The organism is Streptomyces sp. NPDC060049 (assembly GCF_042736715.1).
Lineage (GTDB): Bacteria > Actinomycetota > Actinomycetes > Streptomycetales > Streptomycetaceae > Streptomyces.
The window spans coordinates 116,250-137,869 of the sequence record NZ_JBHWVV010000011.1 but is presented as its reverse complement, the minus strand read 5'-3'; the positions used below and the strand labels follow the sequence as shown (position 1 = coordinate 137,869).

Sequence of the window (21,620 nt, the reverse complement as noted above, 5' to 3'; positions counted from 1 at the left end):
TACCCCCACCGGGACCGGCCGCGGCGGCTCAGCCCCGCGCGGCGGGCGGCGGAGCGAACTCGGGCTGGTCCAGCAGTCGGAGCCAGCTGCCGTCGCTCTGACGGCGGACCACCTGGGCACGGGCGCCCGTGCCGTCACTGGGCGGGGTGGACGTGAGGGCGATCCCGTCGCTGACCAGCGTCGGCAGCGGCGGCTCGGGCTCGAAGCGGGGCCGGTGCTCCAGCACCTTCGCCCACAGGGCGCGAATGGCCTCCCGTCCCACCGTCAGCTCGCCGGGCGGGAAGGCCATCACCGCCCCCTCCTCGTAGAGCGCGGCGACCCCGGCCGCGTCACCGGCGTTGGACCGCTCGACGAACAGGCGGGTGATGTCCTCGGGGCGAAGGGCCTTCTCGTACGACGCGTAGTCCGTCATCGCTTCCTCCTGGTTCGCGGGCTCGGAGCACTGCCCGGTGCCTTTCCCGGTCGTGCCCCCTGCGGGTGCATCCAGGCTCCCGTGGCCCTCATCAGAAGTCCAACAGCTGGTTCTGCTCGGAACTAGAATCAGCAGTCATGGAACTCAGGCAGCTCACCTACTTCGTCGCGGTCGCGGAGGAGCGCAACTTCACCCGCGCGGCCGAGCGCGTCCACATCAGCCAGTCCGGGGTCAGCGCCCAGATCCGGCAGCTCGAACGGGAACTGGGCGCCGAGCTCTTCGACCGGTCCGGCCGCACCGCCACCCTCACCACCGCCGGGAAGGCCGCCCTCGAACACGCCCGCACCGCCCTGGCCGCCGCCGGGGCCCTCGCGCAGGCGGTGGGCGAGGTGACCGACCTGATCCGCGGCCGCCTCACGGTCGGCATGGTCGTCGGCTGCACCCTCACCCCGCTCTTCGACGCCCTCGCCGCCTTCCACCGGGCCCACCCCGGCGTGGAGCTCGCGCTGCTGGAGGACAACTCCGACCGGCTGGTCCAGGCGGTGCGCACCGGCGCCGTCGACCTCGCCCTCGTCGGAACCGCCGCCACCGCCCCCGAGGGGCTGGAGGCGCTGACCATCGTCAGCGAGCACCTGGTCGCGGCGGTACCGCCCGGGCATCCGCTGGCCGGGACGGACCGGGTCACCCTCCACGACCTGGGCGGCCACCCCGTCATCTGCATGCCGCCGGGTACGGGGCTGCGCACGGTCTTCGACCGGGCCTGCGCCGCCCAGGGCCTGCACCTCGCGATCGCCCTGGAGGCCGGCGCCTCCGACGCCATGGCCGACCTCGCCGCGCGCGGGCTGGGGGTCGCCGTTCTCAGCGCCTCCATGGCCGAGTCCTACGAGGACCGCCTCGTCGCCCGGCCCTTCGCGGACGTGGAGATCCCGGCCCTGCTCTCCCTCGTCTGGCGCGACGCCCGCCGGCCCGCCGTGCGGGAGCTGCTCCCGCACTGCCGCCGCGCCTTCGCGGCGCCACCGCGGGGAGGGGGTGCCGCCGAGGGCGGCGTCGGGGCATGATCAAGCTGACGACAGCCGCGCCGCACCCACGGAGGTCCACGTACATGAACGACGCAGCCCGCTCCGCCGATCCATCCGGGTCCGCCGGGGCCATACGCCCCGCCGAATTCCCCTGCGGGCGGGACCTGTTCCGGCTCGACCCCGCAGTCAGCCACCTCAACCACGGTTCCTTCGGGGCGGTACCGCTCCCCGTGCAGGAGACCCACGCGGCCCTGCGGTCGCAGGCGCACAGCGACCCCGACGCCTTCTTCCTCGGCGCCCCCGACCGGCTCGCCGAGGCCCGGCGCCGGATCGCCGACCGGCTCGGCGCCGAGCCCGACGGGCTCGCCTTCATCTCCAACGCCACCGAAGGCGCCAACGTCGCACTCGACGCCCTGCGGCTCGCCGACGGCGACGAGATCCTGGTCACCGACCACGGATACGGCACCGTCGTCGCGGCCGCCGCCCGCCGGGCCCCCCTCACCACCGTCGCCCTGGACCCGCACCTCCCCGACGAGGACGCCGTACGGGAAGCCGTGCTGGCCGGGGTCACCCCGCGGACCCGGGTCGCCGTGCTCGACCACATCAGTTCGCCCACCGCCCGGCTCATCGCCTCGCCCCGGCTGCTCGCCGACCTGGCGGCCCGGGGCGTCACCACCATCGTGGACGGAGCCCACGCCCCCGGCATGCTGGCCGACCCCCTCGGCGGGGGCGCCGACTTCTGGTTCGGCAACCTGCACAAGTGGGCTTACGCGCCGTCCGGCACGGCGCTCCTCGCCGTCGCCGCGGAACACCGCGGCCGGATCCAACCGCTGGTGCCCTCCTGGGAGGACCACCACGGGTTCCCGCGCTCCGTCGAGAACCGCGCCACCGTCGACTACACGGGCTGGCTCGCGGCACCGGAGGGGCTCGACCTGCTGGAGGAGCTCGACGCCGCCAAGGTCCGGGCGCACAACAACGCGCTGGCGGCCTACGGCGCGGCGCTGCTCGCGCAGCTCCCCGGGCTCACCCCGCTCCCGTACACCGAGGGCCTCGCCATGCGCGCGCTGCGGCTGCCCCCGGGCATCGCCGAGACCCCGGAGGCCGCCCGCGTCCTGCGCGAGCGGATCGCGGCGCAACAGCGGATCCGGGTGCTGATCTGGCCGTGGCCGGGCGGTGGCGGGATCCGGGTGTGCGGGCAGATCTACAACCGGGCCGAAGAGTACGAGCGCCTCGCCGAGGTCCTGCCCCGCTTCCTCGGGTAGGCGGCCCGGGTCGTCGCTTCCGGATCTTGCCTGGCCGCGGGGTCGCGCGATGCCCCGGTGGCCGGGGCGTCAGTCCGTGCCGGCCCGGGAGGCGAGGTCCTTCAGGGTGGTGTCCAGCCAGTGCAGTTCGGCGCGGCTGGTGGCGCGGGCGATGGTGAGCACGCCCTGGCGGAAGGGGTCGTCGAACTCCTCGGCGCCGACCGGGCGTTCCCCCTCGTAGAAGAAGCTGCTCGGCTCCTGGAGGAAGGCCAGTCGGCGCAGGAGCACGGCGGCCTGCCGGTCGGGGGCGTCCAGGTGGCGCAGGAAGGCCAGGACGGTGAACCAGTGGTTCTCGTCGCTGATCTCGACGCCGTCGGCCTCGCGCAGGCGGCGGCGCAGCTCCTCCCGGCCCTCGCCGGTCAGCGTGAGGACGTGCCGGGGGGCCGCCCGGGTGCCGGGCTCGGTCTGCCGGCTCAGCAGGCCGGCCTTCTCCAGTCGCTTGATGGCCGGATAGAGCGTGCCGTCCGCGATCGGCCGGACGTGGCCGGTGAGATGCGCGACGCGCCGTTTCAGCTCGTAGCCGTGCAGCGGCTGCTCGTACAGGAAACCCAGGATCGCCAGTTCCAACACGGCACCATCATGCCTCACTGTCTTTATACATCGGCACCGATGTATAGTCTCGACGATGCTTCCGGGCGGTCGGGATGGTTGGCGACCGAGCAGGCGACCGGGCGAAGGGGAGCGATCAAGTGATCGAGGAGGAGGAGTCATGCGCGACGCCCAGGTGACCCCCGAAGGAGCGCGGATCCGCTGGGTGGAGATGCCCGGAGACCCCCGGCGTGCCACCCGGGTCTACCTGCACGGGCTCGGTGCCTCCGCCGCGCCGTACTTCGCGGCCTCCGCGGCGCACCCTGCCCTGGCCGGCCACCGCTCGCTGCTGGTCGACCTGCTGGGCTTCGGCATCAGCGACCGCCCCACCGACTTCGCCTACACCCTGGAGGACCACGCCGACGCCGTGGCGACGGCCCTGGAGGCGGCCGGGGTCAGGGCGGCGGACGTCATCGGGCACAGCATGGGCGGCGCGGTTGCCGTCCTGCTGGCCGCCCGCCACCCGCACCTGGTCGGCCGGCTCGTCCTGGTCGACGCCACCCTCGACGCGGTACCGGTGGAGCACGGCGGGCCCGGGGCGAGCGGGATCGCCGCATACACCGAGGAGGAGTTCCTCGCCGGCGGGTGGGACCAGGTCCGCGAGAGCGCCGGACCGCACTGGTGGTCCACCATGCGGCTGGCCGGACGAGAGGCGCTGTACCGCAGCGCGGTGCACCGGGCCCACGGCGCCGGGCCCGCCCTGCGCGGTCTGCTGATGGCCCTGCCGATTCCCCGCACCTGCCTGCGGCCGGAGGCGGACCAGCCGCTTCCCGGCGCGCGGGAACTCACCGAGACGGGAGTCGAGGTGGTGACGATCCCGGACACCGGGCACAACATCATGCTGGACAACCCGGAGGCCTTCGCCCGGGCCACCGCCCGCGCCCTGCGCGAGGCCTGACACGGCGGGCGCGGCGCTCACCCGCACTCCCGCGGCGGACCTCCCGCCCGGACTGCCCGCCCGGTTCTGCCGTCCGGTCCTGCCGTCCGGTCCTGCCGTCCGGTCCTGCCGTCCGGACCTCCCGCCCGGTCCTGCCGGGCGCGGCCGCCCCGGCGGGATCCCGGGGGGCTCAGCCGCGCCGGAGCAGGTACGTGTCCATGATCCAGCCCTTGCGGGTGCGGGCCTCGGTGCGCAGCTCCTCGATGCGGCCGGCGACCTCCGCCAGCTTTCCCGACACCAGGATCTCGTCGGGGGTGCCGACGTAGGCCCCCCAGTAGATGTAGAGGTCCTGGTCGAGGTGGGCGGTGAAGGCGTGCCGGGCGTCCAGCATCACCACCACGTCGTCCACGTCGGCCGGCCAGCCCTCCGCGAGCCGGCGCCCGGTGGTGATCTGGACCGGGCGGCCCACCCGGTTGAGCTGGGTGCGGTGGCGGGCCAGCAGCGAGGAGATGCTGCTGATGCCGGGCACCACCTCGTGCTCGAAGGCGACCCGGCCCTTCTCCAGCACCTCGTCGAGGATCGCGAGCGTGGAATCGTAGAGCGAGGGGTCGCCCCACACCAGGAACGCCCCGGTCTCGCCCTCCGCCAGGTCCTCGGCGATGAACCGCTCGAAGAGCTCGGCCCGCGCGCTGCGCCAGCCGTCCACGGTAGGGGTGTATTCGGCGGGGGTGCGGTCGCGGTCGGGGTCGCGGCCCTCCACCAGCCGGTGTCCGGGGCGTGCGTGCGCGTCGAGCATCGCGCGCCGCAGCCCCGTCAGATCCGCCTTCTCCTCGCCCTTCTCCAGGATGAGGAATGCGTCCGCCGCGCCGATCGCCTTGACCGCCTGGAGGGTCAGGTGGTCCGGGTCGCCCGCGCCTATGCCGATCACTGAGAACTTCTTCACCCGGCTATTCTGCCCGTCATGCGTGTGGCCCTGTTCGTCACCTGCGTCAACGACGCCCTCTACCCCCGCACGGGCATCGCCGTCGTCCGCCTCCTGGAGCGGCTCGGTGTGAGCGTGGACTTCCCGGCCGCGCAGAGCTGCTGCGGCCAGCCGCAGTACAACACCGGCTACCGGCGCGAGTGCGAACCCCTGGTACGCCGGACCGCCGAGGCCTTCGCCGGGTACGAGTACGTGGTCACCCCGTCGGGCTCCTGCGCCGCCATGATCCGCGGCCACTACCCCCGGATCGGGCGCACCGCCGAGGCGGAGGGGCGCGGCGGCGCGCTGGCCGCGCTCGCGGAAGGCCTCGTACCGCGCGTGTACGAGCTCACCGAGTTCCTGGTCGACGTCCTCGAAGTGAGCGACGTGGGCGCGTACTTCCCGCACACCGTCACCTATCACCCGTCCTGCCACGGCCTGCGGGCCCTCGGGCTCGGGGAGCGGCCTGCGCGGCTGCTGGCGGCCGTGCGCGGTCTGGAACTGCGCGAGCTGCCCGGCGCCGAGGAGTGCTGCGGCTTCGGCGGGACCTTCGCCCTCAAGAACCCCGAGGTGTCCGCCGCGATGGGCACGGACAAGATCGGCAACGCGCTGGCGACGGGTGCGGAGGTGCTCTGCGGGGCCGACAACTCCTGCCTCGCCCACCTGGACGGAGTGCTGCGGCGCGAGGGCGCCCCGTTGCGGGCGCTGCACCTCGCTGAGATCCTGGCCTCGACCGAGGAGGAACCGCTGCGATGACCCGCACCCCTCTCGGAATGCCCGCCTTCCCCGCCGCCCCCGGCCTCCCCGCCCCACCCGGCCGCCCCGCCCCCGGCCTCCCGGACTTCCCCGCCTTCCCGGCGGCCGCCGCGAAGGCGGTCGCGGACCGGGTGCTGCGCGCCAACCTCCGCCGCGCCACCCACACCATCCGCGACAAGCGGGCCCGCGCCGTCGCCGAACTGGCCGACTGGGACGCACTGCGCGCCGCGGGCAAGGCGGTCAAGGACCACACCCTGCGCCACCTCGACCGCTACCTGCTGGAACTGGAGGACTCCGTCACCGCCGCCGGAGGCACCGTCCACTGGGCCGCGGACGCCGCGGAGGCCAACCGGATCGTGACCGAGCTGGTCCTGGCCACCGGCGAGCGGGAAGTGGTCAAGGTCAAATCGATGGCCACGCAGGAGATCGGCCTCAACGAGGCGCTGGAGGCCGCCGGGATCGCCGCGTACGAGACCGACCTCGCCGAGCTGATCGTCCAGCTCGGCCACGACCGGCCCTCCCACATCCTGGTCCCCGCCATCCACCGCAACCGAGCCGAGATCAGGGACGTCTTCGCCGCGGAGATGGGCGGCTGGGGCCGCCCGGCGCCCGAGGGGCTCGGCGACGACCCGCGCGAACTGGCCGAGGCGGCCCGCCTGCACCTGCGCGAGAAGTTCCTGCGCGCCAAAGTCGCCGTCTCCGGCGCCAACTTCATGGTCGCCGAGACCGGGACCATGGTCGTCCTGGAGTCCGAGGGGAACGGCCGGATGTGCCTGACGCTGCCCGAGACCCTGATCTCGGTGGTCGGCATCGAGAAGGTGATCCCGACCTTCCGGGACCTGGAGATCTTCCTCCAGACACTGCCGCGCTCCTCGACGGCCGAGCGGATGAACCCGTACACGACGATGTGGAGCGGGACCACGGACGGCGACGGCCCCGCCGCCTTCCACCTCGTCCTCCTCGACAACGGCCGCACCGACACCCTCGCCGACGAGGTGGGCCGCCAAGCCCTGCGCTGCATCCGCTGCTCCGCGTGCCTGAACGTCTGCCCGGTGTACGAGCGCGCGGGCGGCCACGCCTACGGCTCCGTCTACCCGGGGCCGATCGGAGCCATCCTCAGCCCCCAACTGCGCGGCACCGGCAGCGAGATCGACGCCTCGCTGCCCTACGCCTCCACCCTGTGCGGGGCCTGCTACGAGGTCTGCCCGGTGGCCATCGACATTCCCGAGGTCCTCGTCCACCTGCGCGAACGGGTGGCCCAGGGCGGGCCGGTGACCCGCGAGGGCATCCGCGTCCGGATCCGCCCGGCCCACGGCCACGCCGCCGAACGGGCCGCCATGCGCGCGGCCCGGCTGCTGCTGGACCGCCCGGGCGCGCTGCGCGCGGGGGAGCGGCTGCTGGCCAGGGCCCGGCGGCTGCGGCCGCGCCGGCTGCCGGGGCCCGGGCGGGCCTGGACGGACAGCCGCGAGCTGCCGGAGCTCCCGGCGCAGTCGTTCCGCGACTGGTGGGCGGCGCGGGCACGGGAAGGGGAGGGGCGGGCATGAGCGACAGGGACCGCATCCTGGGCCGCATCCGCCGGGCGACGGCCGACGGCGGCTCCCGTCCCGACCCGGTGATCCCCCGGGACTACCTCCGGGTCCACGGCGTCCGCACCCCGGCCGAAACCGTCGACCTGCTCGCCGCGAACCTCACGGAGTACCGGGCGAAGGTCCACCGGGTCGACGAGGACGGCGTCGCCGGGCTGGTGACGCGGCTCCTGGCCGAGCGGGGTGCCGCGTCGGTCCTCGTACCGGCCGGGCTGCCCCCGTACTGGCCCGCGGACGGGGGCCCGACCCGGATCCACGACCGGGCCGTCTCCACCGCCCGCCAACTGGACGCGGTGGACAGCGTGGTGACCGGCTGCGCCCTCGCGATCGCCGAAACCGGCACGATCGTCCTGGACGGCGGCCCCGGCCAGGGGCGGCGGCGGATCACGCTGATCCCGGACCACCACATCTGTGTGGTGCGGGTCGCGGACCAGGTGGTGGACTCGGTGCCCCGGGCGCTGCCGCTGCTGGACCCGGCCCGGCCGCTGACCTGGATCTCCGGCCCCTCGGCCACGAGCGACATCGAGCTGGACCGGGTCGAGGGCGTACACGGTCCCCGCACCCTGGAGGTCGTGCTCCTCGGCGCACAATAGGCACCATGTCCGCACGCATCGCCCTCACCGCCCTCGTGGTCCACGACTACGACGAGGCCATCGACTTCTACACCCGCGCCCTCGGCTTCGACCTCGTGGAGGACACGGCGCGCCCGGACGGCTCCCGCTGGGTCGTGGTCCGCCCGCGCGGCGCCGAGGAGTCCGCCCTGCTGCTGGCGCGGGCCAAGGACGACGCCCAGCGTTCCCGGGTCGGCGACCAGACGGGCGGCCGGGTCGGCTTCTTCCTGTACACCGACGACTTCGCGGCCGACCACGCGCGGATGACGGCCGAGGGCGTCCGCTTCCTGGAGGAGCCGCGCCACGAACCGTACGGCTCGGTCGCCGTCTTCCAGGACCTCTACGGCAACCGCTGGGACCTCCTCCAGCCGGCGTAGGCCCCGGCCGGCCCCCGGGCCCCAGGCAGCCCCCGTGCCTCAGGCGGCCCCCGGGCCCCGGCCGGATCAGCCGGGGCCGGGCCGGGCCGTCAGGTGCGGGGCCTCGGCGGCCGCGTCGACGGCCGCGCCGGCTTCCACCCGTGCCGCCAGCTCCCGCGCCCAGCGGACGAGCCCGGGCAGGTCCATCCCGTACGCGGGGCCGGTCCAGGGTGCGGTCGCGGCCGCGTCCCCGGCTTCCTCCCGCCCGGCCAGGACACCCGCTCCGCGGCGCAGCAGCCGCGCCCCGCCCACCGCGTTCCCGCGCGCGGCGTGCGTCAGCCCGACCGCCAGCTGCGCGAGCCCCCGCCACAGCGGAGCCTCCGCTTCGGGCCCGGACTTCCAGGCGTCCTCGAACACCTCGTGCGCGTGGAACGGCATCCCCGCGTCGAGCAGCCGCTGCGCCCGCGCGACGGTCTCGCCCGGCGTCCGGACCACCCCCTCGGGCTGCCGCTCCACCCCCTGCGCCCCGTGGGGCAGGGGCCGCCCCAGCCCGTCCCTGGGCCTGGCGCTGCGCGCCCGCCCCTCAGCGTCCCGATCCCGTGCGTCCATCCCCTCATCCTCCCTCCCGGCGATTACCGGTGCGTGCACACCCCTCGTCGTGGGGTAATGTTCTGCATGTGCCGCCGGGACGGGGAAACCCCAAGTGGGAAGCCCAGTCGGAAGCACATCGGGACGTGGCGCAGCTTGGTAGCGCACTTGACTGGGGGTCAAGGGGTCGCAGGTTCAAATCCTGTCGTCCCGACCAGCGTTTACGCAGGTCGGAGGCCGTTCTCTCATCCGTGAGAGGGCGGCCTTTTCCGTGCCCGGAATGCTGGTGGTCGCAGTGTGGTCGCACGCCCGCTTTGGGGTTGGTTGGCGGTGGGGTGGAAGCCGGTCGGGGCGGGGGAGCGGAGCCGGTGGAGGGCTTCGCGGAGGTGCTGGAGGTGGTCGCGCGGTGGTCGCAGCCGTTCCAGCCAGGCCCGTCGGTCGTTTCGCTTCTGGGCCCGGGTGAGGGTGTGGTCGATGGTGTCGACGGCTTCGCGGGCGGCTTGTTGGGTGAGGTGGCTGTAGATGTTCGCGGTGGTCGACAGGGTGGAGTGCCGCAGGGTCTTGGAGACGACGGTGAGCGGGACGCCGGCGGTGATGGTGATCGTGGCGGCCAGGTGCCGCAGGTCGTGAACGGTCACCCGGGGTACGCCGGCTTCTTGGGACAGTTGTCGGAGCCGGTCGAGGGCGGTGTGGGGTCGCAGTGGCCGGCCGTCGGGTCTGCAGAAGACGAGTCCGGTGAACGGGTCGCTCAGGTCGCGGAGGGTTCGGGAGGAGGCTGCTGCCTCGCGGGCGGTGTCGATGGCTCTGGTGTACGTCGAGTCCATCGTCGGCGGGGCGGGGCCGGGTATGAGTAGGGCGGACATCGTCAGGAGGGAGGTCGACCTTTGGGTGAACGGTGCTTTCTGCGCTGCCTCTTGGTGTCGGTAGGCTGAGGCCGTCGCGGAGTCCCGAGCAGGAGCTGATGCTGTCGAGTGCGGGCCGCGTTCGCCTGGGGAGCTCGCGAGAATCGGGGTTGTGTGCACGTGCTGGTGGCAGAGCGGTACCGGTTGGACGCCTCTATCGGGAGCGGTGGCATGGGAGAGGTCTATCGGGCCTCTGACCAAGTGCTGGGCAGGCCGGTTGCCGTGAAGCTGCTGCTGGGGGGAGCCGCCGATCCGTCGGCGGACGGCCGCTTCCGCCTCGAAGCGCAGACTGCCGCGCGTCTGAATCATCCCTATGTGGTGGGAGTCTTCGACTTCGGGTCCTGGGACGACCGTTTTTACCTCGTGATGGAACTGGTCGAGGGCGTCAGCCTGGCCCGGGAACTGGAGTTGGGCGGCCGGCTGTCGGCTGAGCGCGTGGCCCGCATCGCCGCACAGGCTGCTGCGGGACTGGCGGCAGCCCACGGGCAGGGCATCGTGCACCGTGACATAAAGCCCGGCAATCTCCTGACGGATGCCGCCGGGACGGTCAAGATCGCCGACTTCGGCATCGCGAAGTTCGTCGACGATCCCTCCGCGGCTCTTACCTCCACCGGCCAGATCCTGGGAACCGGTCTCTATCTGGCCCCTGAGCGGGCCCTAGGCCGGCCGGCGGGTCCCGCGTCCGACGTATACTCGCTCGGCTGCGTGCTGTATCAACTGCTCGCGGGACATCCGCCGTTCCAGTCCGACACCATGACCGGCGTGCTCTACCAGCACGTCGACGCACAGCCGGTGCCGCCACGGCAGCTGGGCACGGATCTGCCGGTCGCGTTCGAGGCGTACCTGCTGCGGCTTCTCGCGAAGCAGCCGGAGGACCGTCCGACGGCACAGCACGTGGCTGAATGGTTCGCTACGGAATCGTGGCGGGGCCGCACCGCTCCCGGTCCCTCGACGGCACCGCCGACCGCGTACGGGAAGGCGTCCACAGCGCCGACCGCGGCCGAAACCGCTCACATGCCTGGCCTGACAGCGCCGCCGTTTGCCGGCTGGCACCGGGCAGCGCCCGGACGGTCCCGCAGGATCACCGCGCGGGTCCGCTCCATGCCGCGAGCAACACGGCTGATCGCCGGGATTGTTGTTTTGGTCGCCGCATCCCTGATGGGGATGGTCTGGCTCTCGCCCGAGGGCTCGGACAAGACTCCGCAAGCGGATCCGTCCGGCTCGGTGATCAGCCCGCCGCGCCCGTCGCCCTCCCTGGCTTCGCCCGGGCCTTCGGCGTCGTCCGACGAGCCGGATGATGAACGCGAGGAGAGCGAGGACGGAGGCAGCGGCAAGGACCGGAAGAAGCAGCATGGCAAGAAGGGCCGGGAAAACTAGGGCCACCTCCGCACCCGTCCCAACCATCACACAGCCCAACCAGGCCCACACCCGGACAGTGGGCTGGGGGACACTCCGGCGACGCAGGCAGAGCACACTCGTAGGCTGGGGCGAACCAGTACCCCGGTACGGGCGAGAAGCGGCCGTGCGGCGATGCCGACAGGTGCCCTGTCGCCTCGCGTGACTGGGAAACCTTGACGGTGTGGTGGTCAGGTGCGGGGGTGTGTTTCGTACATGCGCACCGCGACGAAGAGGCCGGAGGCGGCGGTGAGGGCGGCGATGGCGTAGATGGCGGTGGTCAGGCCGTAGGCGTCGGCGAGGACGCCGGCGAGGAGGGCGCCGACGGCGAACCCGCCGTCTCGCCACAGCCGGTAGACGCCGACGGCGCGGGCGCGCCAGGCGGGGTGGGCGACGTCGCCGATGACGGCCAGCAGGGTGGGGTAGACCAGGGCGGTGCCGATGCCGAGGAGGATCTGGGCGGTGGCCCAGACGCCGAAGGTGGTGCCGGCGGCGACGAGGGCGATGGCGGCGGCTTGGAGCAGCATGCCTGCGGTGATGAGGTGTTTGCGGCCGATGTGGTCGGACCACCAGCCCGTCAGCATCTGGCCGGCGCCCCAGACGGCCGGGTAGGAGACGCCGCACGCAAGTCGGCCCTGTACGACGCTTTCGCCCTCAGGGGCAAGGCACTGAGCAGTGGAAAACGCCTGGAACTGCGACGCTGTGAACGCCAACCGCAATTGCGGCCTCTACGCCGTCGCCGCGGCGATCGTCCTGGTCGGAGCCCTCGCACTGGGAATACCGCTGGCGGCCCTGGCTTGGCTCGTGATTATCGCCGCCTGCCCGCTGATGATGTTCTTCATGATGCGAGGCATGCGCGACAACAGCGGTGACCACGACATGCAAGACGTGGACCGCACGCATGACCGCCATACCCGGCCCGGACGGAAGTGACCGCCCCCGCCCTGCAGCGGGCCGGGCGTGCTCGGCACGTCCAGACCGACATCACTGTCACGGATGTCGCCGAGCGCTCCGGGAGGCCGCTCTGCCGTTGCAGGGCCGCCGTGATGGCCACAGGCTGCTGGTAGGCGAAGGGAAGCGCTCTCGCCGAGTGGGGCCACCGATGCGCCGGGGAGATGAACGGGCATGCGCCACCCGCGGGACGTCGAGCCGAGCGATGTGGGCAAGGAGCGCAGCACGGCAGTACTGGACGTGCGAGGCATGGTCCGCGCCACCCAGCAGAACACCGTCGTCGCCGTGCTGGGCCGTCGGCCGGGTGTGCTGGACGTCGAGGTCAACCCGGTGGCGCAGTCGGCCACGGTCGTCTTCGACCCGCGGCGGACCTCGCTGGCCGAGCTGCGCGGATGGGTGACCGAGTGCGGCTACCACTGCGCGGGCCAGTCGGTGCCGGCCCACATCTGCGACCCGATGGACGAGCCGGACCCGCCCGGTCCCGCGACAGCCGAAGCCGTCTCGCCCGCGCACGGCAAGTTCCCCAGCCCTCATACAACCAGCGAACCAAACACCCACCGTGACAAGACCAGCCAACAAAGCACTACTAGTTGACCGGGAGGATGTCGGGGGCGCCGAGGCGGACCGCGTCGGCGGTGCGGTCGTCCGGTTGTTGCTGGGCCTCGCGTTCGGCCGCCACCCGCTTCGTGTAGTGGTCCACCTCGCGGTCCCGGTGTGCCCGGTCCCAGCCGAGGTGGGGTGCCATCAGTTCGGCGACGGTCTGCGCCGCGTCCACCCCGCGGTCCCAGGACTCGATGGAGATCCGGGTGCGCCGGGCGAGGACGTCCTCCAGGTGGCGGGCGCCCTCGTGGGTCACCGCGTACACGGCCTCGACGCGCAGGTAGTCGTCGGAACTGGGCAGCGGCTCCCCGAGCGAGGGGTCCGCCGCGACCATGGCGAGCAGTTCGTGGACCAGGGAGCCGTAGCGGTTCAGGAGGTGCTCGATGCGGGCGACGTGCAGTCCGCAGGCCCGGGCCAGGCGTTGCCGGGAGTTCCACAGGGCCGGGTAGCCGTCGGCGCCGAGCAGCGGTACGCGTTGGGTGGTGCAGTCGGGCACCTTCTCGTCCAGACCGCGCACCGCCTCGTCGACCGCGTCCTTGGCCATCACCCGGTACGTCGTGTACTTGCCGCCGGCCACGACGACCAGCCCGGGGACCGGGTGGGCGACCAGGTGCTCCCGGGAGAGTTTGCTGGTCTCCGCGGCCTCGCCGGACAGCAGGGGCCGCAGGCCGGCGTAGACTCCTTCGACGTCCTCGGGGGCCAGCGGTGTGGTGAGGACGCTGTTGACGTGGTCCAGGAGGTAGGTGACGTCCTGAGAGCTGAGGGCGGGATGTGCCTTGTCGAGTGTCCAGTCGGTGTCGGTGGTCCCGATGATCCAGTGCCGTCCCCAGGGGATCACGAAGAGCACGCTCTTCTCGGTGCGCAGGATCAGCCCGGTACGGGAGTTGATCCGGTCGCGGGGGACGAGCAGGTGGACGCCCTTGGACGCGCGCACGTGGAACTGGCCGCGCGTGCCGGCCAAGGCCTGGGTGTCGTCGGTCCACACGCCGGTCGCGTTGATGACCTGCCGGGCCCGTACCGGCCTCTCGTCGCCGGTCTCCAGATCGGTGACGACCGCCCCCACCACCCGCTCGCCCTGCCGCAGGAAGCGGCTGACACGGGCGCGGTTGGCGGCCAGCGCCCCGTAGGCCACCGCCGTTCGGGTGAGGAACATGGTGTGCCGGGCGTCGTCCACCTGGGCGTCCCAGTACTGGACGGCGCCGACCAGGGCGTCGGAGCGCAGCGCGGGGGCTTCGTGCAGGGCCCGGCGCTTGAGCAGGTGGCGGTGGTGCGGCAGCCCGCTGGAGTGGCCCGAGGCCACCGCCATGGCGTCGTACATGAGCACGCCGGCGCCGACGTACGGGCGTTCCCAGAGCCGGTGTTGCAGGGGATAGAGGAACGGGACCGGGCGTACCAGGTGCGGGGCGAGAGTCTGCAACAGGAGGCCGCGCTCCTTGAGGGCTTCGGCCACCAGGCGGAAGTCGAGCATCTCCAGGTAGCGCAGGCCGCCGTGGATGAGCTTGCTGGATCGGCTGGACGTGCCCGAGGCCCAGTCGCGGGCTTCGACGAGCCCGACCCGCAGGCCCCGGGTGGCCGCGTCCAGGGCGGCTCCGGCGCCGACGACGCCGCCCCCGACCACGAGGACGTCGAGTTCGCCCTCCGCCATGTCGGCCAGGGCCTTGGTGCGCGCCTCGGGTGAGAGGGCCGCAGGATCGACCATAGTCTTCTCCTTTCCTCTCCTCCCCACGACTGCGCCCCTACGCCCTGTGCCACGGCGCCCCTGCACTCCGGGGCGTGCCCCCTGTTCGACCCGAGGCCCGAGACCTATTCGACCTTGGCCCAGTCGAGCGTCCGCTCCACCGCCTTCTTCCAGCCCTCGTAGCCCTCGGCACGCTGTTCCTCGGACCACTGGGGTTGCCAGCGCTTGGACTCCTGCCAGTGGGTGCGCAGTTCGTCGGTGTCCCGCCAGAACCCGGTGGCCAGACCCGCGGCGTAGGCGGCGCCGAGCGCGGTCGTCTCGGCGACGACCGGCCGGCTGACGGGTACGCCGAGTACATCGGCCTGGATCTGCATGCACAGGTCGTTGGCGGTCACGCCGCCGTCGACCTTGAGCACGTCGAGGTGGACGCCGGAGTCCTGTTCCATGGCCTCGACCACGTCGCGGCTCTGGTAGCAGATGGCCTCCAGGGCGGCTCGGGCCAGGTGGCCGTCGTCGTGGTAGCGGGCGAGGCCGACGATGGCGCCGCGCGCGTCGGATCGCCAGTAGGGGGCGAACAGGCCGGAGAAAGCGGGGACGAAGTAGATGCCGCCGCTGTCCTCGACGGTGCGGGCCAGGCGTTCGCTCTCCGCGGCGTCCTTGATGATCTTCAGTTGGTCGCGGAGCCACTGGATCGCGGAACCGGTGACGGCGATCGATCCTTCGAGGGCGTAGACGGCCGGTTCGTCGCCGAACTGGTAGGCCACGGTGGTCAGGAGACCGTGTTCAGAGCGGACCAGTTCGGTGCCGGTGTTGAGGACGAGGAAGTTGCCGGTGCCGTAGGTGTTCTTGGCCTCGCCGGGCGCGTAGCAGACCTGCCCCACCGTGGCCGCCTGCTGGTCGCCGAGGACGCCGGTGATGGGGATGGCCTCCCGCAGCGGTCGGGAGGTGCGGGTCCGACCGTACGCCTCGGGATGGGAGGACGGATTGATGGTCGGCAGCATCGACCTCGGGACGTTGAAGAAGCCCAGCAGCTCGTCGTCCCAGTCGAGGGTCTCCAGGTCCATCAGCATGGTGCGGCTGGCGTTCGTCACGTCGGTGGCGTGGATGCCGCCGTCGGGGCCGCCGGTGAGGTTCCACAGCACCCAGCAGTCGGTGTTGCCGAAGAGGGCGTGGCCCTGCTCGGCCGCCTCGCGGACGCCGTCGACGTTCTCCAGGATCCACTGGATCTTGCCGCCGGAGAAGTAGGTGGCCGGCGGCAGGCCGGCCTTGCGGCGTATGACGTCGCCCTGGCCCGAACGCTCCAGCGCCGCCGCGATGGAGTCGGTTCGGGTGTCCTGCCAGACGATGGCGTTGTAGTACGGGCGGCCGGTGCGGGGGTCCCAGACGACGGTCGTCTCCCGCTGGTTGGTGACGCCGATGGCCGTCAGGTCGGAAGCCGAGAGGTTCCCGTGCCGCAGGGCGTTCTGGATCACCGAGTTGGTGCGTTCCCAGATCTCGACCGGGTCGTGCTCCACCCACCCCGCACGGGGGAGGATCTGGGAATGTTCCAGCTGGTGCCTCGCGACCTCGTTGCCCGCGTGGTCGAACACCATGAACCGGGTGCTCGTGGTCCCCTGGTCCACTGCTCCGACGAAGTCAGCCATGGGAGGCCTCCTCTCTTGCGCCGGTCACGTCTCTGTCGCGGTCACGGATCTCCGGAGCGGTCACGGTGACACGCTCACGACTCGTCCGGGGCCGGGATCCGGCCGGGGAGCTCCGGCTCGGCGGTCGGCAGGAACCGGCCGATGAAGAACTTGTACAGACCCGCTCCGAGCACGCCGCCGATCAGCGGGCCGATGATCGGGACCCAGAAGTAGAAGTGCCCGTACTGATCGCGCCAGGCTCCGCCGTAGCCGGTCAGGAAGCTGGCCAGTCGGGGGCCGAAGTCACGGGCCGGGTTGATCGCGTAGCCGGCGTTGGTGCCCCAGGCCATGCCGATCGCGACCACGATCAGACCGACGATGAAGGGGGCCAGATTGGCGCCGGGGGGTGTGTTGAGCAGGTCGGTGACCGCGAGGATCAGCAGCAGCAGGATCGCCGTGCCGATGACCTGGTCGCGCAGCGCTCCCCACTCGGTGACCGGCAGGTTCGTGTTGCCGTTGGCCGGCAGCGTGGAGAAGACGCCCTGCGTCTTGATGGTGTGGCCGGGGTCGGCCTTCGCCAGCGCCTCGGTGTAGTTCCACCGGACGATCAGGGCCGCCACGAAGGCGCCGGCCGTCTGGGCCACCGCGTACGGGGCCACCTTGCGCCACGGGAAGCCCTTGAAGGTCGCCAGGGCGACGGTGACCGCCGGATTCAGGTGGGCGCCGCTCAGTCGCGCCGCGACGTAGACGCCCAGGGTGACGCCGAGGCCCCAGGCCCAGGCGATGCTGTCGTGGTTGCCGAGGCCGCCCGCCGGATCGGTGAGTGCTCCGCCGGCCACCACTTGGGCCACCACGCCGCATCCGAAGAGGATGAGGATCATGGTGCCGGCGAATTCGGCCGAGAGCTCGCCGATGAGCCCTGAATTCTTGAGTCGGTTGGCCATGGGGGCCCCCTTCCCGTCGGCCCGAGGGCCGGCCGTCGTATCGCGCCACATTCCCCACAAAGCGGTGCAATACGCAATATTTTCCCTCGCGGGTGGCGCCCACGCACGCGGGACCGGTCTGACCTGCAGACCGGCGTGGCACCCTCGCAGACACGCGTGGTGCGGCGGCACACTTGGGTGAGGCGTGCGGTCACCCCCGCCCGCCGACCGCCACCGGCCACCCGGGAGGTACCTGATGAACATGCTGATCAACAGTGCGGAGACGGTGGTCGCCGATGCCCTGCGGGGGATGGCCGCCGCCCACTCGGAACTCGACGTGGACGTGGACGGGCGGGTCGTCGTACGACGCGACGCCCGCGAGGGCGGCCGGGTCGGCCTGGTGTCCGGCGGCGGCTCCGGACACGAACCCCTCCACGGCGGTTTCGTCGGGTACGGGATGCTGTCGGCCGCCTGCCCCGGAGAGGTGTTCACCTCGCCGGTGCCCGACCAGATGGTCCGGGCGGCCGGCGCGGTGAACGCGGGCCAAGGGGTGCTGTTCGTCGTCAAGAACTACACCGGCGACGTCCTCAACTTCGACATGGCCGCCGAACTCGCCGAGGAGGACGGGATCCGGATCGAGAAGGTGCTGGTCGACGACGACGTCGCGGTGACCGACAGCCTGTACACGGCGGGCCGCCGCGGCACCGGCGCCACGCTCTTCGTCGAGAAGATCGCCGGAGCGGCCGCCGAGGGGGGTGCGCCGCTGGAGCGGGTCGCCGCGTTGGCCCGGCGGGTCAACGAGTCCTCGCGCAGCTTCGGCGTGGCCCTGAGCGCCTGCTCCACCCCCGCGAAGGGCAGCCCGACCTTCGACCTGCCGGACGGCGAACTGGAGCTCGGCGTCGGGATCCACGGCGAACCGGGCCGCGAGCGGCGCCCGATGATGACGTCCAGGGAGATCGCCGACTTCGCGGTGGGCGCCGTACTGGAGGACCTGGCGCAGGTGGCTCCGGCCGACGGGCCGGTACTGGCCCTGGTCAACGGCATGGGGGCGACACCGCTGTTGGAGCTGTACGGGTTCCACGCCGAGGTCGCGCGGGTCCTGGCGGCCCGGGGCGTGCCCGTGGAGCGCACGCTCGTCGGGAACTACGTCACCTCGCTGGACATGGCGGGGTGCTCGGTGACCCTGTGCCGCGCCGACGAGGACCTGCTGCGGCTGTGGGACGCGCCCGTGCGGACGCCCGCGCTGCGCTGGGGGTGCTGACCGCCCGCGGCGGAGCGGCGGTGACCGGGCTGGACCGAGGCGAGGCGAGGAATTCGATGCGTGACGCAGACTTCTTCCGGCGCTGGATGGTGGCCACCGCGGCCTCCGTCGAGCGCGAGGCGGACCGGCTGACCGAACTCGACTCCCCGATCGGGGACGCCGACCACGGCAGCAACCTGTTGCGTGGGTTCACCGCGGTCCGGTCCGCCCTGGACGCCGAGCCCCCCGACACGCCCGGAGCCGTGCTCCAGCTCGCGGGCCGGACCCTGATCTCGACCGTCGGCGGCGCCTCGGGACCGCTGTACGGGACGCTGTTGCGGCGCACGGGCAAGGAGCTCGGGGACGCGGGCGAGGTCGGCGACGAGGATCTGCGCGATGCCCTGCGGGCCGGGGTGGAAGCGGTGGCGCGCCTGGGCGGGGCGGCGCCGGGCGACAAGACCATGCTGGACGCCTGGACGCCGGCGATCGAGGCCCTCGCCACCTCCTACCGGGCGGCCGCGGACGCGGCCGAGGAGGGCGCGCGGGCGACGATCCCCCTGGTGGCGCGCAAGGGCAGGGCGAGCTACCTGGGGGAGCGGAGCATCGGGCACCAGGACCCCGGCGCCACCTCTTCGGCGCTGCTGCTGGAGGCACTGGCGGACACCGCGGACGCGGACGGCGCGGGTACGGGCGCGGCGGGCGCCGCGGGCGGGGACACCGCGGGCGCGGGCGGCGCGTCGTGACGGGGGCGGGGGCCGGTGCGGGGTCCGGGCCGGTCGTCGGTGTCGTCCTCGTCTCGCACAGCGCCGCGGTTGCCGAAGCGGTGGCGGACCTCGCGCGGGGGCTGGCGGCGGGCGGTCCGGTGGTCCGGGTGGCCGCCGCGGGCGGTACGGCCGACGGCGGTCTGGGCACGAGCGCCGAACGGATCGTCGCCGCCGCGCGGGATGTGGACCGCGGCGCCGGGATCGCCCTGCTGGTGGACCTCGGCAGCGCCGTCCTGACCGTCAAGGCCCTCCTGGAGGACGACGAGCTGCCCACCGGGGCGCGGCTGTTGGACGCGCCGTTCGTCGAGGGGGCGGTGGCGGCGGTCGTCGCCGCCTCGGCGGGAGCCCCCCTCGACGCGGTCGCCTCGGCCGCCGGCGAGGCGTACACGTACCGCAAGGCCTGACCGGCAAGATCCGCGAGAGACGGCCCAGGGCCTGTCGTCAAAGTGCCGTCGTCGCCCGCAGGGCAGACGGCACCTTTGACGACAGGCCCTGGGCTCGACGCGGCCTGTGTGTGGCATTCGCTCGATCTTCGCCGCTGGAGAATGAGGAGATCTTCTTGAAGTCGTCACCCTTACGCTGCTGACCTGCGGAAATCGAAGAGAGAGGCGCCCCGACGTGCGGCGATCCGTCTTTCCGGCCCTTTCATCGTGCTACCCGTTTGTACAGCCGATTCTCCCCAGCCGCCCCCCAACGGAGCTCCATTCTCCCCAGATTCCCCCCAGCAGCGGTTGCTTCTGATGGAGGATTTCCGCTGGCCGGAGTGATGATCCGGGCGACCGGAAAAGCTACCCAACGTAGTGGCAGCGGGGCGGGAGCAGGGGGCAGGGGTGGAGCCGGAGGAGTTCGGCGAGGCTGCAGTGCCCGCTCACCGCCACCGCGAAGGCAGCCGCTGCGGTCTGCGGGCGCCCCATCCGGGTCATTCCGCCCAGCGCCCACAGCGTCACGTCCTGTACTGAGATCTTCTTCCTGCGGGGAGTCGCGGCGTGTGCCGTCTCGTGGAGCAGCAGGCTGCCCATGGGCAGCGGCTCCTACGACACTGGCGAAGGCGTACACGGCATCCGAGCGTCCCGGAGCCGACGCGGGGAGGGCCTGGCGGCCGAGACCGTACGCGAGCAGCACCGCCAGCAGCGGCACGCTCCAGTGCATCCGCAGCGGTACCCCGACAACACGTCCGACACCGACGGAGCCGTTCGTCGTCGTCTCCTGCCGGCTCGGCAGCCGGTCCAATGGCCTGGGGATGACCTTCGGACGGCCGGTTGTCACACGGGGCAGGGGTGGTATTCGAGGCTGAGTTCGCGGTCGACGGCGTAGCTGGTCCGCACCGACGCGTCGGTGACCTTCTCCCAGGAGTCGTACTTGGCGTAGAGCTGGTCCGCGGTGGGCCCGAGAGGGTTGCCGTACTTGGCCGTGTTCCGGTCCTCCAGGATGCGGACCTCCTCCGGGGTCATGCCGGCGCGGGTGATCTCCTTGGCTTGGTTGCGCATGTCGACCAGTTCCCTCGCGATCTCCTCCTCGGAGGCTCCCGACTCGCGCATGTTCGCCTCGGTCCGGTGCATGTCTTCCAGGAGGCCGTGATATCGGATCCGGGTCCGCTGCGCCTCCACCTTCTCGAGGGAAGCCGCACAGTTCACCGAACTGCTGCTGAAGCCGCCGACCGTGCTGGACCCGCCGTCACCGGAGCCGCTGCGCTCCCGGGCCGCCGACGTCCACTTCGAGCAGGTGACCTTCACCCACGGGGGCGCGGAGCCGCTCTTCGAAGGGCTGGAGCTGGCCGTGCCCAGCGGGGCGAAGGTCGGCCTCGTCGGACGGTCCGGCGGGGGCAAGACCACACTCACCCGGCTGCTGCTGCGGATGACGGACATCGACGCCGGCCGGATCCTGATCGGCGGGCAGGACATCAGCAGACTGCGACAGGCAGACCTGCGCAGCCTGATCGCCTACGTACCGCAGGACCCGGCGATGTTCCACCGCACGCTGCGGGACAACATCGCCTTCGCCCGGCCGGACGCCACCGACGCCGAGATCCGGCGCGCGGCCGAGGCCGCGCACGTCACGGAGTTCGCCGACGCGCTCCCGGACGGCTTCGACACCATGGTGGGCGAGCGCGGCATCAAGCTGTCGGGCGGACAGCGCCAGCGGGTCGCCCTCGCCAGGGCGATCCTGCGCGACGCGCCGATCCTGCTGCTCGACGAGGCGACCAGCGCCCTGGACTCCGAGAGCGAGATTCTCGTCCAGGAAGCACTGTGGCGGCTCATGGAGGGCCGGACCGCGCTCGTGGTGGCGCACCGGCTCAGCACCGTCGCCACCATGGACCAGCTCGTCGTCCTCGACCACGGACGGATCGTCGAGCAGGGCACGCACCAGCAACTGCTCACCTCGGCAGGCGCATACGCGAAGTTGTGGCAGCACCAGTCGGGCGGCTTTCTCGACGGCACCCCCGCCCGCTCCTGACCCGGACGCGGCACGGGCCCCGGGTTAGTCTGCGGG

At 72.5% G+C, this 21,620-nt stretch carries 22 protein-coding genes, 1 tRNA gene and 3 pseudogenes; 15 read left to right on the top strand and 11 right to left on the bottom strand.

The window, feature by feature from the left end; genetic code table 11:
* Positions 1 to 28 precede the first annotated feature (28 nt).
* On the bottom strand, positions 29 to 412 hold the full coding sequence (locus ACFWBY_RS21925; protein ID WP_385333616.1) for a YybH family protein: 384 nt from the start codon (positions 410 to 412) through the stop codon (positions 29 to 31).
* A 137-nt stretch (positions 413 to 549) separates the two neighbouring features.
* Between ACFWBY_RS21925 and ACFWBY_RS21920 the strand changes: the two genes are divergently transcribed.
* Together ACFWBY_RS21920 and ACFWBY_RS21915 are read left to right on the top strand one after the other, a co-directional pair.
* Complete coding sequence (locus ACFWBY_RS21920) at positions 550 to 1,470, top strand: LysR family transcriptional regulator (protein WP_385333619.1); 921 nt, start codon at positions 550 to 552, stop codon at positions 1,468 to 1,470.
* Between the two features lie 44 nt (positions 1,471 to 1,514).
* Positions 1,515 to 2,693, top strand: coding sequence for an aminotransferase class V-fold PLP-dependent enzyme (locus tag ACFWBY_RS21915; protein WP_385333621.1), 1,179 nt, complete (start codon positions 1,515 to 1,517; stop codon positions 2,691 to 2,693).
* Positions 2,694 to 2,762: 69 nt separating this feature from the next.
* Here ACFWBY_RS21915 and ACFWBY_RS21910 read toward each other — a convergent pair whose 3' ends face one another.
* Complete coding sequence (locus ACFWBY_RS21910) at positions 2,763 to 3,302, bottom strand: PadR family transcriptional regulator (protein ID WP_385333624.1); 540 nt, start codon at positions 3,300 to 3,302, stop codon at positions 2,763 to 2,765.
* Between the two features lie 139 nt (positions 3,303 to 3,441).
* Here ACFWBY_RS21910 and ACFWBY_RS21905 point away from each other — a divergent pair, with 139 nt between their 5' ends.
* Positions 3,442 to 4,218 carry an alpha/beta fold hydrolase gene (locus ACFWBY_RS21905; protein WP_385333627.1) on the top strand — a complete coding sequence of 259 codons (777 nt, stop codon included), beginning with the start codon at positions 3,442 to 3,444 and terminating at the stop codon, positions 4,216 to 4,218.
* Positions 4,219 to 4,387: 169 nt separating this feature from the next.
* Here the strand turns inward: ACFWBY_RS21905 and cobF are convergent, their stop codons facing one another.
* A complete protein-coding gene (cobF, locus tag ACFWBY_RS21900; protein ID WP_385333630.1) occupies positions 4,388 to 5,140 on the bottom strand; it encodes a precorrin-6A synthase (deacetylating) in 753 nt (250 codons plus the stop codon).
* A gap of 18 nt (positions 5,141 to 5,158) precedes the next feature.
* On the opposite strand from cobF, the gene ACFWBY_RS21895 reads away from it, so the two are divergent.
* From ACFWBY_RS21895 to ACFWBY_RS21880, 4 genes are read left to right on the top strand one after another with little or no spacing between them, the layout of a single operon-like run.
* Positions 5,159 to 5,914, top strand: a complete 756-nt coding sequence (locus ACFWBY_RS21895; protein ID WP_385333633.1) for a (Fe-S)-binding protein — start codon at positions 5,159 to 5,161, stop codon at positions 5,912 to 5,914.
* Positions 5,911 to 7,458 carry a lactate utilization protein B gene (locus ACFWBY_RS21890; protein WP_385333636.1) on the top strand — a complete coding sequence of 516 codons (1,548 nt, stop codon included), beginning with the start codon at positions 5,911 to 5,913 and terminating at the stop codon, positions 7,456 to 7,458. The genes ACFWBY_RS21895 and ACFWBY_RS21890 overlap by 4 nt, the downstream gene beginning before the upstream one ends.
* Complete coding sequence (locus tag ACFWBY_RS21885) at positions 7,455 to 8,093, top strand: lactate utilization protein C (RefSeq protein WP_385333639.1); 639 nt, start codon at positions 7,455 to 7,457, stop codon at positions 8,091 to 8,093. The genes ACFWBY_RS21890 and ACFWBY_RS21885 overlap by 4 nt, the downstream gene beginning before the upstream one ends.
* Positions 8,094 to 8,098: 5 nt before the next feature.
* Positions 8,099 to 8,488 (top strand): VOC family protein, encoded by a 390-nt coding sequence (locus ACFWBY_RS21880; RefSeq protein WP_385333641.1) that lies wholly within the window; start codon positions 8,099 to 8,101, stop codon positions 8,486 to 8,488.
* Positions 8,489 to 8,554: 66 nt separating this feature from the next.
* Here ACFWBY_RS21880 and ACFWBY_RS21875 read toward each other — a convergent pair whose 3' ends face one another.
* Positions 8,555 to 9,076: a DUF309 domain-containing protein gene (locus tag ACFWBY_RS21875; RefSeq protein ID WP_385333643.1), complete on the bottom strand. Its 522-nt coding sequence runs from the start codon at positions 9,074 to 9,076 to the stop codon at positions 8,555 to 8,557.
* Positions 9,077 to 9,195: 119 nt separating this feature from the next.
* On the opposite strand from ACFWBY_RS21875, the gene ACFWBY_RS21870 reads away from it, so the two are divergent.
* A tRNA-Pro gene (locus tag ACFWBY_RS21870) sits at positions 9,196 to 9,272 on the top strand.
* Between the two features lie 28 nt (positions 9,273 to 9,300).
* Here the strand turns inward: ACFWBY_RS21870 and ACFWBY_RS21865 are convergent.
* Positions 9,301 to 9,918: a tyrosine-type recombinase/integrase gene (locus tag ACFWBY_RS21865; protein ID WP_385333646.1), complete on the bottom strand. Its 618-nt coding sequence runs from the start codon at positions 9,916 to 9,918 to the stop codon at positions 9,301 to 9,303.
* Between the two features lie 108 nt (positions 9,919 to 10,026).
* Here ACFWBY_RS21865 and ACFWBY_RS21860 point away from each other — a divergent pair, with 108 nt between their 5' ends.
* Positions 10,027 to 11,334 carry a protein kinase gene (locus ACFWBY_RS21860; RefSeq protein WP_385409687.1) on the top strand — a complete coding sequence of 436 codons (1,308 nt, stop codon included), beginning with the start codon at positions 10,027 to 10,029 and terminating at the stop codon, positions 11,332 to 11,334.
* A 209-nt stretch (positions 11,335 to 11,543) separates the two neighbouring features.
* Here ACFWBY_RS21860 and ACFWBY_RS21855 read toward each other — a convergent pair whose 3' ends face one another.
* On the bottom strand, positions 11,544 to 11,936 hold the full coding sequence (locus ACFWBY_RS21855; protein ID WP_385333649.1) for an MFS transporter: 393 nt from the start codon (positions 11,934 to 11,936) through the stop codon (positions 11,544 to 11,546).
* Between the two features lie 91 nt (positions 11,937 to 12,027).
* On the opposite strand from ACFWBY_RS21855, the gene ACFWBY_RS21850 reads away from it, so the two are divergent.
* Together ACFWBY_RS21850 and ACFWBY_RS21845 are read left to right on the top strand one after the other, a co-directional pair.
* Positions 12,028 to 12,285, top strand: coding sequence for a DUF2933 domain-containing protein (locus tag ACFWBY_RS21850; RefSeq protein WP_385333652.1), 258 nt, complete (start codon positions 12,028 to 12,030; stop codon positions 12,283 to 12,285).
* A gap of 192 nt (positions 12,286 to 12,477) precedes the next feature.
* Positions 12,478 to 12,897 (top strand): cation transporter, encoded by a 420-nt coding sequence (locus ACFWBY_RS21845; protein ID WP_385333655.1) that lies wholly within the window; start codon positions 12,478 to 12,480, stop codon positions 12,895 to 12,897.
* Here the strand turns inward: ACFWBY_RS21845 and ACFWBY_RS21840 are convergent.
* The 3 genes from ACFWBY_RS21840 to ACFWBY_RS21830 form a co-directional block, all read right to left on the bottom strand.
* Positions 12,890 to 14,602, bottom strand: a complete 1,713-nt coding sequence (locus tag ACFWBY_RS21840; protein ID WP_385333657.1) for a glycerol-3-phosphate dehydrogenase/oxidase — start codon at positions 14,600 to 14,602, stop codon at positions 12,890 to 12,892. The genes ACFWBY_RS21845 and ACFWBY_RS21840 overlap by 8 nt on opposite strands.
* A 104-nt stretch (positions 14,603 to 14,706) precedes the next feature.
* Positions 14,707 to 16,224, bottom strand: coding sequence for a glycerol kinase GlpK (glpK, locus tag ACFWBY_RS21835; protein ID WP_385333659.1), 1,518 nt, complete (start codon positions 16,222 to 16,224; stop codon positions 14,707 to 14,709).
* Between the two features lie 74 nt (positions 16,225 to 16,298).
* Entirely contained in the window at positions 16,299 to 17,147 is an 849-nt protein-coding gene (locus ACFWBY_RS21830; RefSeq protein WP_385333661.1) for an MIP/aquaporin family protein, read from the bottom strand.
* Between the two features lie 235 nt (positions 17,148 to 17,382).
* Here ACFWBY_RS21830 and dhaK point away from each other — a divergent pair, with 235 nt between their 5' ends.
* Genes dhaK through ACFWBY_RS21815 form a run of 3 tightly spaced genes read left to right on the top strand, consistent with a single transcriptional unit; the run spans position 17,383 to position 19,534 of the window.
* Positions 17,383 to 18,387, top strand: coding sequence for a dihydroxyacetone kinase subunit DhaK (gene dhaK, locus ACFWBY_RS21825; RefSeq protein ID WP_385333664.1), 1,005 nt, complete (start codon positions 17,383 to 17,385; stop codon positions 18,385 to 18,387).
* 56 nt (positions 18,388 to 18,443) lie between these two features.
* Positions 18,444 to 19,109: a dihydroxyacetone kinase subunit DhaL gene (gene dhaL, locus ACFWBY_RS21820; RefSeq protein WP_385333667.1), complete on the top strand. Its 666-nt coding sequence runs from the start codon at positions 18,444 to 18,446 to the stop codon at positions 19,107 to 19,109.
* Complete coding sequence (locus ACFWBY_RS21815; RefSeq protein WP_385333670.1) at positions 19,106 to 19,534, top strand: PTS-dependent dihydroxyacetone kinase phosphotransferase subunit DhaM; 429 nt, start codon at positions 19,106 to 19,108, stop codon at positions 19,532 to 19,534. Before dhaL ends, ACFWBY_RS21815 begins: the two co-directional genes overlap by 4 nt.
* 459 nt (positions 19,535 to 19,993) lie before the next feature.
* On the opposite strand, the pseudogene ACFWBY_RS21810 reads toward ACFWBY_RS21815, so the two are convergent.
* Positions 19,994 to 20,279 (bottom strand): annotated as a pseudogene (locus ACFWBY_RS21810) (hypothetical protein); the annotation flags it as partial.
* Between the two features lie 113 nt (positions 20,280 to 20,392).
* Positions 20,393 to 20,743, bottom strand: a pseudogene (locus tag ACFWBY_RS21805) (hypothetical protein); the annotation flags it as partial.
* Positions 20,744 to 20,747: 4 nt separating this feature from the next.
* On the opposite strand from ACFWBY_RS21805, the pseudogene ACFWBY_RS21800 reads away from it, so the two are divergent.
* Positions 20,748 to 21,584, top strand: a pseudogene (locus ACFWBY_RS21800) (ABC transporter ATP-binding protein); the annotation flags it as partial.
* Positions 21,585 to 21,620 lie beyond the last annotated feature (36 nt).